Here is a 12,559-nt window from a genome sequence, read left to right on the forward strand (position 1 = left end):
CCCCCCCGCCCCTCTCACCCCCCCCGCCCCCCCCCCCCCCGCGCGACCCCCCGCGCCCGGGCGGGGGGGGCCCCCCCCCCCTGTGCCGCGGCGGTGCGGGCGGGGGAGGGGTCAGCCCGCGCGGGCGGGTTCCTCGGAGCCCATCTCCTCCAGCTCGCGGCCCTTCGTCTCGCGCACCGCGCGCCAGACGAACACGAGCGAGAGCAGCGCCAGCGTCGCGTACAGGCCGTAGGCGACCTGCAGGCCGATCCCGGCCAGGGCGGGGAAGGTCGTGGAGACGGCGAAGTTGGCCAGCCACTGCGCGGCGGCGGCCACGGCCAGGCCGGCGGCGCGGATGCGGTTGGGGAACATCTCCCCGAGCAGGACCCACACGACCGGGCCCCACGTCGCCCCGAAGGAGATGACGTACAGGTTCGCCGCGACCACCGCGACGGTGCCCCACGGCTGGGGCAGCGAGGGGTCCTCCACCGAGCCGGTGGCCTGGGCGAAGGAGATCGCCATGGCGGTCAGCGAGACGACCATGCCCGCCGAGCCCGCCAGCAGGAGCGGCTTGCGGCCGATCTTGTCGACGGTCGCGATGGCGATGAAGGTGACGACGACGTTGGTGACCGAGGTGATGACCGACGTCGTGAAGGCGTCCTGCTCCTGGAAGCCGACGGCCTGCCACAGCACCGTGGAGTAGTAGAAGATCACGTTGATGCCGACGGCCTGCTGGAAGACCGACAGCAGGATGCCGACCCAGACGATCGGCAGCAGCCCCAGCTTCGGGCCGCGCAGGTCGCGCAGGCTCGGCCTGTCCTCGCGCTGCAGGCTCTTGCGGATGTCCGACACCTTGCGCTGCACCGCGTCCAGGCTGCGGGTGCCCAGGACCTCCTTGAGGACCTGCCCGGCCTTCTGCGTCTCGCCCTGGGCGACCAGGTAGCGCGGCGACTCGGGGATCTCCAGCGCCAGCAGCCCCCACACGACGGCGGGGACGACCTCGACGAGGAACATCCAGCGCCAGGCGTCCCAGCCGAACCACGCGGACTCGGCGGCGCCGCCGGCGGAGTTCGCGATGAACGCGTTGGACAGCAGCGCCACGAAGATGCCGACGGTGATGGCCAGCTGCTGCAGCGAGGCCAGCCGGCCGCGGATGCGGGCCGGGGCGACCTCGGCGATGTAGGTCGGGGCGATGACGGAGGCCACGCCGACCCCGACGCCGCCGACGAACCGCCACAGGATCAGGTCCCACACGCCGAACGCGAAGGCGGACCCCACGGCGCTGATGCCGAACAGCGCCGCGCCGACGATCATGACGATCTTGCGGCCGTACCGGTCGGCGATCCGGCCGGCGAACCACGCGCCGAGGGCGGCGCCCAGCAGGGCGCAGGAGACGGCGAAGCCGCTGAGCAGGTCGCTGAGGCCGAACTGCTCGGTGATGGCGCCGACGGCGCCGTTGATGACGGAGGTGTCGTAGCCGAACAGGAAGCCGCCGATGGCGGCGACCACGGAGATGAGGACGACCTTGGTGGTGGTGCCACCGGCGTCGTCACGGGTGTCTGACATACCGCTCCTCATGATCGTTGCGCAGCGACACCGATGGTCCGCCCGGTCGGGGCGGCGCGCGACCGGAGCCGCTCAGGCGTCCTCGCCGCGGGCCGTGGCCAGGTCGTGGGCGGCCAGGTCGACGGCCTCCTCGGCGCGGCGCGCGGCGTCCACGAGGCCGGCCAGGGCCGCCCCGTCCGGCACGCGCGCCGAGCGGGAGGCGTAGGCCTTCGCCAGCGACCTCGCCTCCGCGGCGAGCTCTGCCAGCACCTCGGCGGCCTCGTCCCGGGCGGCGCGCAGCGCGCTCTCCTGGGCGCTGGTGTCCTCGCGGTCGCTGCGCAGGGCCACGGGCGGGACCTCCTCCTCGGTGCTGTCGCCCGTCGTGCGGGCCGGGGCATCCTGCCACCCGGTGCCCGGGCCCGCTCGGCTAGGGTGCGGCGCGTGGCTGAGACCGACGCGCAGGTGACCCTCGTCCTCGTCAAGCCCGACGGTGTGCGCCGCGGCCTCACCGGCGAGGTGCTGCGCCGGGTGGAGGCCAAGGGCTACGAGGTGGTGGCGCTGCAGATGCGCCACGCGGACCGCGAGCTGCTGGCCGGCCACTACGCCGAGCACGAGGGCAAGCCCTTCTACGAGCCGCTGGTCGAGTTCATGATGTCGGGCCCCGTCGTGGCGGCCGTCGTGCAGGGGCACCGCGTCGTGGAGGGCTTCCGCTCCCTGGCCGGCACCACCGACCCGACGACCGCCGCCCCCGGCACGATCCGCGGCGACCTCGGCCGCGACTGGGGGCTGAAGGTCCAGCAGAACCTCGTCCACGGCTCGGACTCGGACGAGTCCGCGCGCCGCGAGATCGGGCTATGGTTCCCCGACTTCGGCTGCTGACGCCGCCCGCGGGGCGATGAGTCCCGCGGGTCGCGCCGGTCACCAGGGGCAGGACCGCCCGCACGGGGCGGCGACGACCCGAGGGAGCCGACCGTGGCCCGCATGATTTTCGTCAACCTGCCCGTCGCCGACAAGGAGCGCAGCAAGAGCTTCTTCACAGGGCTCGGCTTCGCGCTGAACCCGGCTTTCGAGGACGAGGGCACCGCGTGCGTGGTGCTCGAGGAGAACATCGTCGTCCTCGTGCACACGCCGGAGAAGTGGAAGCAGTTCCTGCACTCGGACGCCGCTCCCGCCGGCACGACCGAGGTGATGCTCGCGCTGTCCGCCGGCAGCCGCGAGGAGTGCGACGACCTGCGCGCGAAGGCCCTGGCCGGCGGCGGGGCGGAGTACGCCCCGGCGATGGACCTCGGGTTCATGTACGGGACCAGCTTCCGCGACCCCGACGGCCACGTCTGGGAGGCGTCCTGGATGGACCCGGCCTCCGTGCCCGCCTGACCTCCCCCCGTGATCATGGGTGGTGGAGGCTTCACCCATCCGTGATCACGGCGGGGGAGGGCGTCGCGAGGAGGCCCGGTCGTCAGGGGCGGGAAGCGGCGTAGCGCGCCCAGGCCTCCTCGACCGCGGCCAGCGCCGTCTCGTCCTGCAGCGACGTCACGTCCCCGCCGCCGCGCCCGGCGGTCATGTCCGCCATCAGCCGGCGCATGATCTTGCCGGAGCGGGTCTTCGGCAGGTCGGGCACCACGACGACGTCGCGCGGCTTGGCGACCGGGCCGACGCGCTCGGCCACGTGCTCGCGCAGCGCCGCGGCCAGCCGCGCGTCGCCGGGGTCGTCGGAGTCACCGGGGTCCGGCGCGCCGCGGGTGATGACGAAGGCGACGATCCGCTGGCCCGTGGTGTCGTCCGGCGCCCCGACGACGGCGGCCTCGGCCACCCGCGGGTGCGAGACCAGCGCCGACTCCAGCTCGATGCTGGACAGCCGGTGCCCGGAGACGTTGAGGACGTCGTCGATGCGCCCGCCGATCCAGATGTAGCCGTCGGCGTCCTTGGACGCCGAGTCGCCCGCCAGGTACCAGCCCCGCTCCGCGTACGGCTCCCAGTAGCTCTTGACGAAGCGCTCGTGGTCGCGCCAGACGGTGCGGGCCATGCCGGGCCACGGGCGGGTGATGACGAGGACGCCCTCCTCGCCGGGGGCGGTCTCGCGGCCGGCGTCGTCGACGACGGTGGCGGCCAGCCCGGGCAGCGGCACCGTGCCCGAGCCGGGCTTGAGCGGTGTCACCCCGGGCAGCGGGGCCACGACCGCCGCACCGGTCTCGGACTGCCACCACGTGTCGACGATCGGGCAGCGCCCCCCGCCGACGTGCTCGTGCAGCCAGCGCCACGCCTCGGGGTTGATGGCCTCCCCGACGGTGCCCAGCAGCCGCAGCGAGGACAGGTCGAAGCGCGCGGGCAGTTCGGGCCCGTGCTTCATGAACGTGCGCACGAGCGTCGGCGCCGTGTAGTACGTCGTGACCCCGTACTTCTCGATCACCTCGAAGTGCCGGCCCGGGTGCGGGGTCAGCGGGGACCCCTCGTAGATGACCTGCGTCGCCCCGTTGGACAGCGGCCCGTACATCTCGTACGTGTGCGCGGTGACCCACGCCAGGTCGGCCTGGCACCAGTAGACGTCGTCGTCCTTGAGGTCGAACACCGCCCAGTGCGTCCACGAGGCGTGCACGAGGTACCCGCCGCTGGTGTGCACCAGGCCCTTGGGCCGGCCGGTCGTGCCGGAGGTGTAGATGATGAACAGCGGGTTCTCCGCGTCGAAGCTGGGCGCCACGTGCTGCGCGCTCTGCCGGTCGACGAGCTCGTGCCACCACACGTCCCGCCCGGGCGTCCACGGCACGTCGGGCGTGCGGGACCCGGTGCGGCGCAGCACGAGCACGTGCTCGACGTGGTCCAGCCCGGCGACGGCCTCGTCCGCGGCGGCCTTGACCCCGACGGCCTTCCCGCGGCGGAACTGCCCGTCGGTGGTGACCAGCAGCTTCGCGCCCGTGTCGGCCACCCGGAACCGCAGCGCCTCGGCGGAGAAACCTCCGAACACCAGCGACACGACGGCGCCGATCCGCGCGCACGCCATCGTCGTGACGATCGTCTCGACGAGCACGGGCAGGTAGAGGACGACGCGGTCGCCGTGCCCGACGCCCAGCTCCTCCAGCGCGTTCGCCAGCCGGCACACCTCGTCCTGCAGGTCGGCGTAGGTGAGGGTGCGGCTGTCGCCGGGTTCGCCCTCCCAGTGCAGGGCGACCTTGTCGCCGCGGCCGGCGGCCACGTGCCGGTCCACGCAGTTGACGGCCACGTTGAGCTTCCCGCCGGTGAACCACCGCGCCGTCGGCATCGTGGAACCGTCGAAGACCTCGTCCCACGGCTCGTCCCACTGCAGGCGCTGCGCCTTCTCGGCCCAGAACGCGAACGGGTCGGCCTCGGCGCGCTCGTGCTCGCCGGGCCCCACGTTGGCGCGGGCGGCGAACGCCGGCGGCGGGGGGTAGACGGGCACGTCGGTCGCGGCGGGGGCGCGGCGCTCGCTCATGGGGGCTGAGGCTACCGACGCGCCCGGGCCCGCCCGGACGGCGAGCGCGCCGGGAACACCCGCCGCCCGCGCGGCGCTGCTGCCCACGTGCTGCACCTCGCGATCGAACTGGACGGCGCCGGCCGCCACCCCGCGGCCTGGCGCCTGCCCGGCGCCGACCCGGCGGGGCTCTTCAGCGCCGCCCACCACGTCCGGCTGGCGCAGCTGGCGGACGCCGCCGACGCCGACCTCGTCGTCCACCCCGACGCCTTCGCGGACCGCTCCTCGAGCGACGGGGAGCAGCGCGGGCGGCTGGACGCCGTGGCGCTGGCCTCGCGGGTGGCGCCGCTGACGACCCGCGCCGGGCTGGTGCCGGTGGTGACGACCACCTGGACCGAGCCCTTCCACACGGCCAAGGCGATCGCGACGCTCGACATCGTCAGCGGCGGCCGCGCCGGGGTGCAGCTGGACGTCTCGCGCACGGCGCAGGAGGCGCGGGCGTTCGTGCGCTCGGGCACCGGCGAGCCCGGCCGCGGCGCGGACGAGGCGCCCGACCCGGACGACCTGTGGGACGAGGCCGCCGACACCGTCGGGGCGCTGCGGCTGCTGTGGGACAGCTGGGAGGACGACGCCGTGGTGCGCGACGTCGCCACGGGCCGCTACGTGGACCGCGACAAGCTGCACCACGTCGACGTCGTGGCCCGGCGCTTCTCCGTGCGCGGCCCCTCGATCACCCCGCGGCCCCCGCAGGGGCAGCCGCTCGTGGTCGTCGCGGCCGGCGACGGGCCCTCGCTGCGGGTGGCGGCCCGGCACGCCGACGTCGTGCGCGTGGCGGCGCCGGACCTGCCGGCCGCCGCGGACCTGGCCCGGCGGGTGCGCCGCGAGGCGGGCGACCGTCGCCCCGCCGTCCTGCTGGACGTCGAGGTGCTGCTGCGCCGCGAGCGGGCGCGGGCCGCGGAGGTCCTGGACCGCCTGGAGGGCTGGGCACCCGGCCACCCCGCGCGCTCGCTGCGCCTGGCGGGCACCCCCGCCGACCTGGTCGCGCTGCTCGCCGGGATCGCCGCCGGGGCGGACCTGGACGGCGCCGTGCTCGTCCCGCTGGACCTGCCGGCCAGCCTGGAGCCGGTGGCCGCCGAGGTCGTGCCCGCCCTGCGCGGGCGCGGTCTGCGCCCGGGCGCCGCAGGTCCCGCGCCCGCGCTGCGCGAGCGCTTCGGCCTGCCCCGCCCCGCCAACCGGTTCGCGACCCCCGTCGACGCCCCCAGCACCTCCGGAGCCACCGCGTGAGCACCACCCCGTCCGGCACCGACCTGACCGCCCCCCGCCGCGAGGGCCGGCACCGCAAGCGCGTGCACCTGGGCGCGCACTTCCCCGGCGTGAACTCCACGACGGTCTGGCGCGACCCGCGCGCGGGCAGCCAGACGGACTTCTCCTCCTTCGCGCACGTGGCCCGCACGGCCGAGCGCGGCCTCATGGACTTCTTCTTCCTCGCCGAGGGGCTGCGGCTGCGCGAGCACCGCGGCCGGATCGTCGACCTCGACGTCGTCGGCCGCCCGGACACCCTGCCCGTGCTCAACGCGCTCGCGGCCGTCACGACGCACCTGGGGCTGGCGGGCACGCTGAACACGACGTTCAACGAGCCGTTCGAGCTGGCCCGCCAGCTGGCCACCCTGGACCACCTCTCCGGCGGCCGGGCGGCCTGGAACGTCGTCACGAGCTCCGACGCGTTCACGGGCGAGAACTTCCGCCGCGGCGGGTACCTGGCCCACGAGGACCGCTACGCGCGGGCGCGCGAGGTCGTCGGCGCGGTGCGCGGCTGGTGGGACAGCTGGGCCGACGACGCCCTCGTCGCCGACGCGGCGGCCGGGACGTTCGTGCGCGCCGACCGGGTCGCCGAGGTCGCCGCGCGCGGCGAGCACGTGCGCGCCCGCGCCCGCGGCCTGCTGCCGCGCCCCCCGCAGGGCCACCCGGTCCTCTTCCAGGCCGGGGACTCGCCGCAGGGGCGCGAGACCGCCGCGGCGCTGGCCGACGCGGTCTTCACCGTCCACGGCACGCTGGAGGCGGGGCAGGCGTTCACGGCCGACGTCAAGGGGCGGCTGGCCGCGCACGGCCGCCGGCCCGAGGACCTCAAGGTCCTGCCCGGCGCCACGTTCGTCCTCGGCGACACCCCCGCCGACGCGCTGGAGCGCGCCCGCGAGACGCGGTTCCTGCAGGTCGGCCCCGAGCAGGCGGTCGCCCACGTCGAGGCCCTGTGGGGCCGCGAGCTGCCCGGGCTGGACCCGGACGGCCCGCTGCCCGCGAGCGACCCCGACCCGGCGGCCACCGTGACGCGGGGGCGGGTGCGGCACACCACCGACCCGGTCGCGACCGCGCAGCGCTGGCGGCAGCTGCAGGCCGAGCACGGCTGGAGCGTGCGCGAGCTCGTCGTCGAGGTCACCCAGCGCCAGCAGTTCGTCGGCACCCCTGAGCAGGTGGCGGCCGAGATCGACCTGTACGTGCAGGCCGACGCCTGCGACGGGTTCATCCTGATCCCCAGCCTGACCCCCACCGGGCTGGACGAGTTCGTCGACCGGGTGGTCCCGCTGCTGCAGGAGCGCGGCGCCCACCGCACCGCCTACGAGGGCCCCACGCTGCGCCACCACCTCGGCCTGCCGGTCCCCGCGGCGCGTACCGTGGACGGCGAGGCGGCGGACGGGGAGCAGCGGTGACGACGGCCAGCACGACGAGCGCGGGGACCACGACGGGCACCGTCGCGGAACCCCTCACCGACGACGAGGTCGCCCGCCTGCGGGCGGACTTCCCCGTCCTGGCCCGCACGGTCCGCGACGGCCGGCCGCTGGTCTACCTGGACTCCGGCGCCACCTCGCAGAAGCCGCGGCAGGTCCTGGACGCCGAGCGCGACTTCTACGAGCAGCGCAACGCCGCCGTGCACCGCGGCGCCCACCAGCTCGCCGAGGAGGCCACCGACGCCTTCGAGGGAGCCCGCGCCGCCGTGGCCGGCTTCGTCGGCGCGCGCCCGGCCGACGTCGTGCTCACCAAGAACGCGACCGAGTCGCTGAACCTCGTCGCGCACGCCTTCAGCACCGCCACCGCGCTGGCCCAGCGCTCCGCCCGGCCCGTCGACCCGGCGTTCGTGCTGCGCGAGGGCGACGAGGTGCTCGTCACCGAGGCCGAGCACCACGCCAACCTCGTGCCCTGGCAGGAGCTGTGCCTGCGCACGGGCGCCGTGCTGCGCTGGGCGGGGGTGCGCGAGGACGGCCACCTGGACCTGGACGCCCTCGAGGCGCTGGTGGGCCCGCGCACCCGCGTGGTCGCCGTCACCCACGCCTCCAACGTGCTCGGCGCCCTCACCGACGTGCCGCGGGTGGTGGCCGCCGCCCGCTCCGCCGGGGCGCTGAGCGTCCTGGACGCCTGCCAGTCCGTCCCGCACCTGCCCGTGGACCTGCCCGCCCTCGGCGTGGACGTCGCCGCGTTCTCCGGGCACAAGATGCTCGGCCCCTCCGGCATCGGCGTCCTGTGGGGGCGCGGGGAGGTGCTGGAGGCGATGCCGCCGTTCCTCACCGGCGGCTCGATGATCGAGACGGTGCGGATGGAGGGCTCCACGTTCGCGCCCCCGCCGCAGAAGTTCGAGACCGGCGTGCCGATGACCGCGCAGGCCGTCGGCCTGCACGCGGCCGTCGACTACCTCACCGGCTGGGGGATGGCGCGCGTGGAGGCCCACGAGCGCGCGCTGACCGCCCGCCTGCTCGACGCCCTGGACGACCTGCCGTGGGTGCGGGTGGTCGGCCCGCGCGCGGCCGCCGAGCGCACCTCGCTGGTCTCCTTCGCCGTCGAGGGCGTGCACCCGCACGACGTCGGGCAGGTCCTCGACGACGCCGGCATCGCCGTGCGCACGGGGCACCACTGCGCCTGGCCGCTGCACCGCGCCCTCGGCCTGGCCGCCACCACGCGGGTCAGCTTCGGCCCGTACAACACCGCCGCCGAGGTGGACGCCGTGGTGCGCGAGCTGCACCGCGCGCGGGAGGTGTTCGCCTGATGGACCTGTACCAGCAGCTGATCATCGAGCACTCCAAGCACCCGCAGGGGGCCGGCCTGCGCGAGCCGTTCTCCGCCGAGGTGCACCACGTGAACCCCGTGTGCGGGGACGAGGTGACGCTGCGCCTGGACCTGGCCGGCGCGCCCGGCGGGGAGGTCGTGCGCGACGTCTCCTTCGAGGCGGAGGGCTGCTCCATCAGCCGCGCCTCGGCCTCGGTGCTGCACGAGCTCGTCGTCGGCCAGCCGCTCGAGCGGGCGCTGGCCGTGCGCACGGCGATGCAGGCGATGCTCACCAGCCGCGGCGCCGACACCGGCGACGAGGAGGTCCTCGGCGACGGCGTCGCGCTGGCCGGGGTGGCGCGCTACCCCGCCCGGGTCAAGTGCGCCCTGCTCAGCTGGGCGGCCTTCGCCGACGCCGTCCAGCGCGCCTGAACACCGTCCGCCGCGGTCCCCGCGGAGCCTCCCCGCGCGCTCGCCGCGAGGTTCTCAGCGCCGATTTGACCGCGTGAGCGGCGCCTGCCTACTGTCCTGCACGGCATCGAGCGTCAGCGACAAGCCCTGGCTTGCTGACCGGCAACCCTCGTCCGCGGTGGGGTGCCCCAGGTGGAAGCCCGGCGGGGTCGCCCCGCAAGCGTGTGAACCGGTCCTCGACGGACCAGCTGTCCTGCGGCCCAACGACGTCGTCGCCACTGCGGGGGACGGCGCCGACCCCAGGAGAAGACCGTGAGCAGCACCACCCCCTCCCTGCCCGACAAGCCCAGGAGCCGCACCCCGCTGATCGCCGGGATCGTCGCCGCGGTCGTCGTCGTGGCGGTCGTCGTCGGCGTCCTGCTGACCCGCGGCGGCGGCTCGGCCACCACCGCGGCGAGCGAGCGCACCGTGCGCATCGGCGTGTCCGACCAGGCGCTGCCGTTCTGGCGCACCTACACCGAGCTGGCCGACGAGCGCCTCGGCGTGGACGTGCAGCTGGTGAACTTCACCGACTACAGCCTGCCCAACCCGGCGCTGTCGCAGGGCGAGGTGGACATCAACCAGTTCCAGCACACCCAGTACCTGGCGAACTACAACGTCGACGCCGGCGACGACCTGCAGCCCATCGGCGCCACGGCCGTCTACCCGCTGTCGCTGTACTCGACCACCGCCGACAGCGCCGACGCGCTGCCCGACGGCGCCCAGGTCGCGCTGCCCAACGACGCCATCAACCAGGCCCGCGGCCTGCTCGTGCTGCAGGCCGCCGGCCTGCTGACCCTGCGCGAGGGCGGCACGCCGTTCTCCGACCTGCAGGACGTGGAGGACTCGCGGGTGGAGCTGGTGTCCCTGGACGCCTCGCAGACCGCCAACGCGCTGCAGAGCGGTTCGGTGGCGGCGGCGATCGTCAACAACAACTACGCGACCAGCGCGGACCTGGCCGACGAGGACGTCGTCTTCGCCGACGACCCGGAGAGCCCCGAGGCCGCCCCGTACGTGAACCTGTTCGTCACCCGCGCCGAGGACGCCGACGACCAGACCTACCTGGACCTGGCCGCCCTGTTCCACGACCCGGCCGTCCTGGAGGCCTTCTCGCAGGACTACCCCGGCGGCGTGGTCCGCGACGTGGACGCCGCGACCCTGCAGGAGCAGCTGGCCGCCATCGAGGAGGACGCCCGGGCGGCGCAGGGCTGAGATGGCCGCCATCGTCTCGCTGGAGGGTGTCTCCAAGCACTACCGGCGCCCGGGGGGTGACGTCGTCCGCGCCGTGGACGACGTCACCCTCGAGGTGGCGCAGGGCGAGGTCCTCGCCGTCATCGGCTACTCCGGCGCCGGCAAGTCCACGCTCGTGCGCCTGCTCAACGCGCTGGAGCCCCCCACCGGCGGCCGGGTCGTCGTCGCCGGGCAGGACCTGACCACGCTGGGGGAGAGGGACCTGCGCCGCGCCCGGCAGCGCATCGGGATGATCTTCCAGCAGTTCAACCTGTTCCGCTCCCGCACCGTGGCCGGCAACGTCGCCTACCCGCTGAAGGTGGCGCGCGTGCCCCGGCGCGAGCACGACGCCCGGGTCGCCGAGCTGCTGGACTTCGTGGGCCTGCTCGACCGCGCCCACGCCTACCCCGAGCAGCTGTCCGGCGGGCAGAAGCAGCGCGTCGGCATCGCGCGCGCCCTGGCCACGAACCCGCCGCTGCTGCTGGCCGACGAGGCCACCAGCGCGCTGGACCCGGAGACCACCACCGAGGTGCTGTCCCTGCTGCGTCGGGTCAACCGCGAGCTGGGCGTCACCGTCGTCGTCATCACCCACGAGATGGACGCCGTGCGCCAGATCGCCGACCGCGTCGCGGTCATGGAGCACGGCCGCGTCGTCGAGGTCGGCGACGTGTACGACGTGTTCACCTCCCCGACCTCGGCGGCCGCCAAGCGGTTCGTCCGCAGCGCCCTGCACGACCGGCCCGACGCCGACGTGCTGGAGCGCCTGCGCGCCAACCACCCGGGCCGGCTGGTGTCCGTGCAGATCACCGAGGAGCCGGGGCTGCTGGCGCGCGTGGACGGCGTCCTGCGCGACGCGGGCGTGAGCGCCGAGCTCGTGCACGGCGGCATCGGGGAGATCCGCGAGCGGCGCATCGGTTCCCTCACGTACGAGCTGACCGGCCCGCCCGGTGCCGCGGACGCGGCCGTGGCCGCCCTGCGCGGCGCCGGCGTGCGCGTCGACGAGGAGGAGTGACGTGGACGGTTTCCTCGCGACGCTGGACGTCTACCGGACCGCCATCTGGGAGACGCTGTTCATCACGCTCGTCTCGATGGTGTTCTCCGGCGTGCTGGGCCTGGGCATCGGCCTGACCCTGTACGCCACCCGCCCGGGCAACCTGCTGGGCAACCGCGCGGTGTTCGCCGTGGTGGGCCTGCTGGTGAACGTGGTGCGGCCCATCCCGTTCGTCATCTTCCTGGCCGCCGTCGCCCCCCTCTCGCGGTTGGCCGTCGGCACAACCGTGGGCAACAACGCCGTGACCTTCGCGATCTCCCTGGCGGCCGCGTTCGCCGTGGCGCGCATCGTCGAGCAGAGCCTCGTCTCGGTGGACCCGGGCGTCGTGGAGGCGGCCCGCGCCGCGGGCGGCTCGCGGCTGGGGATCCTGTTCACGGTCCTCGTGCCGGAGGGCCTCGGCCCGCTGATCCTGGGCTACACGTTCATCTACGTCGGCATCGTCGACATGTCCGCGCAGGCCGCCCTCATCGGCGGCGGCGGGCTGGGCAACTACGCCATCACGTACGGCTCCCAGCGCTACGACTGGGGCGTCGTCTACGTCACGGTCGCCACGATCATCGTGATCGTGCAGGTGGGGCAGCTGATCGGCAACCGCCTGGCGCGCTCCGTCCTGCGCCGCTAGGACCCCGCGGCCGGTCCCCCGCGGGACCGGCCGCGGGCGTTGACAACCCGCACCGCGGCCCGCCACGCTGGGCCCGCACACCATCCAGAGCGGCTGAGAGACCTGGCTCGACGACGCCGCAGCAACCCCCCTCCCCGGAGGGCGTGGGTGCTCCCGCCAGGGCCGATGGAGAGGGCCCACGCTCATGCACGACGACCGCGCCCGCTGGCGCGCCACCACGCTCCGG

12 protein-coding genes and 2 riboswitches are annotated in these 12,559 nt (G+C 75.1%); of the genes, 9 read left to right on the plus strand and 3 right to left on the minus strand.

Annotated elements, in window-relative coordinates:
- Positions 1 to 111: 111 nt before the first annotated feature.
- Both AB8M62_RS08375 and AB8M62_RS08380 read right to left on the minus strand, forming a co-directional pair.
- Positions 112 to 1,545 carry a sugar porter family MFS transporter gene (locus AB8M62_RS08375; protein ID WP_369055740.1) on the minus strand — a complete coding sequence of 478 codons (1,434 nt, stop codon included), beginning with the start codon at positions 1,543 to 1,545 and terminating at the stop codon, positions 112 to 114.
- Positions 1,546 to 1,617: 72 nt separating this feature from the next.
- Entirely contained in the window at positions 1,618 to 1,872 is a 255-nt protein-coding gene (locus tag AB8M62_RS08380) for a hypothetical protein (RefSeq protein WP_369055739.1), read from the minus strand.
- A 93-nt stretch (positions 1,873 to 1,965) separates the two neighbouring features.
- Between AB8M62_RS08380 and ndk the strand changes: the two genes are divergently transcribed.
- Positions 1,966 to 2,403: a nucleoside-diphosphate kinase gene (gene ndk, locus AB8M62_RS08385; protein WP_369055738.1), complete on the plus strand. Its 438-nt coding sequence runs from the start codon at positions 1,966 to 1,968 to the stop codon at positions 2,401 to 2,403.
- Between the two features lie 102 nt (positions 2,404 to 2,505).
- Positions 2,506 to 2,898: a VOC family protein gene (locus AB8M62_RS08390; protein ID WP_369055737.1), complete on the plus strand. Its 393-nt coding sequence runs from the start codon at positions 2,506 to 2,508 to the stop codon at positions 2,896 to 2,898.
- A gap of 82 nt (positions 2,899 to 2,980) precedes the next feature.
- Here AB8M62_RS08390 and acs read toward each other — a convergent pair whose 3' ends face one another.
- A complete protein-coding gene (gene acs / locus AB8M62_RS08395) occupies positions 2,981 to 4,969 on the minus strand; it encodes an acetate--CoA ligase (protein WP_369055736.1) in 1,989 nt (662 codons plus the stop codon).
- A gap of 87 nt (positions 4,970 to 5,056) precedes the next feature.
- Between acs and AB8M62_RS08400 the strand changes: the two genes are divergently transcribed.
- The 7 genes from AB8M62_RS08400 to AB8M62_RS08430 all read left to right on the plus strand — a co-directional run bounded on the left by AB8M62_RS08400 (position 5,057) and on the right by AB8M62_RS08430 (position 12,333).
- Complete coding sequence (locus AB8M62_RS08400; protein ID WP_369069215.1) at positions 5,057 to 6,232, plus strand: LLM class flavin-dependent oxidoreductase; 1,176 nt, start codon at positions 5,057 to 5,059, stop codon at positions 6,230 to 6,232.
- Positions 6,229 to 7,653, plus strand: coding sequence for an NtaA/DmoA family FMN-dependent monooxygenase (locus tag AB8M62_RS08405; RefSeq protein ID WP_369055734.1), 1,425 nt, complete (start codon positions 6,229 to 6,231; stop codon positions 7,651 to 7,653). The genes AB8M62_RS08400 and AB8M62_RS08405 overlap by 4 nt, the downstream gene beginning before the upstream one ends.
- Entirely contained in the window at positions 7,650 to 8,981 is a 1,332-nt protein-coding gene (locus AB8M62_RS08410; protein WP_369055733.1) for an aminotransferase class V-fold PLP-dependent enzyme, read from the plus strand. The genes AB8M62_RS08405 and AB8M62_RS08410 overlap by 4 nt, the downstream gene beginning before the upstream one ends.
- A complete protein-coding gene (sufU, locus tag AB8M62_RS08415; protein WP_369055732.1) occupies positions 8,981 to 9,412 on the plus strand; it encodes a Fe-S cluster assembly sulfur transfer protein SufU in 432 nt (143 codons plus the stop codon). Before AB8M62_RS08410 ends, sufU begins: the two co-directional genes overlap by 1 nt.
- 102 nt (positions 9,413 to 9,514) lie before the next feature.
- Positions 9,515 to 9,620, plus strand: a riboswitch (SAM riboswitch).
- Positions 9,621 to 9,703: 83 nt separating this feature from the next.
- Positions 9,704 to 10,642, plus strand: a complete 939-nt coding sequence (locus AB8M62_RS08420) for a MetQ/NlpA family ABC transporter substrate-binding protein (RefSeq protein ID WP_369055731.1) — start codon at positions 9,704 to 9,706, stop codon at positions 10,640 to 10,642.
- A 1-nt stretch (position 10,643) separates the two neighbouring features.
- On the plus strand, positions 10,644 to 11,672 hold the full coding sequence (locus AB8M62_RS08425) for a methionine ABC transporter ATP-binding protein (RefSeq protein WP_369055730.1): 1,029 nt from the start codon (positions 10,644 to 10,646) through the stop codon (positions 11,670 to 11,672).
- A gap of 1 nt (position 11,673) precedes the next feature.
- Entirely contained in the window at positions 11,674 to 12,333 is a 660-nt protein-coding gene (locus tag AB8M62_RS08430) for a methionine ABC transporter permease (RefSeq protein ID WP_369055729.1), read from the plus strand.
- A gap of 77 nt (positions 12,334 to 12,410) precedes the next feature.
- Positions 12,411 to 12,505, plus strand: a riboswitch (SAM riboswitch).
- Positions 12,506 to 12,559: the final 54 nt, after the last annotated feature.

Source organism: Kineococcus terrestris (genome assembly GCF_041020755.1).
GTDB classification, from domain to species: domain Bacteria; phylum Actinomycetota; class Actinomycetes; order Actinomycetales; family Kineococcaceae; genus Kineococcus; species Kineococcus terrestris.

Coding starts and splice junctions, on each gene's coding strand:
- AB8M62_RS08425 (WP_369055730.1), top strand. CDS start 10,644: ATGGCCGCCATCGTCTCGCTGGAGGGTGTCTCCAAGCACTACCGGCGC.
- AB8M62_RS08375 (WP_369055740.1), bottom strand. CDS start 1,545: ATGTCAGACACCCGTGACGACGCCGGTGGCACCACCACCAAGGTCGTC.
- sufU (WP_369055732.1), top strand. CDS start 8,981: ATGGACCTGTACCAGCAGCTGATCATCGAGCACTCCAAGCACCCGCAG.
- acs (WP_369055736.1), bottom strand. CDS start 4,969: ATGAGCGAGCGCCGCGCCCCCGCCGCGACCGACGTGCCCGTCTACCCC.
- AB8M62_RS08390 (WP_369055737.1), top strand. CDS start 2,506: ATGATTTTCGTCAACCTGCCCGTCGCCGACAAGGAGCGCAGCAAGAGC.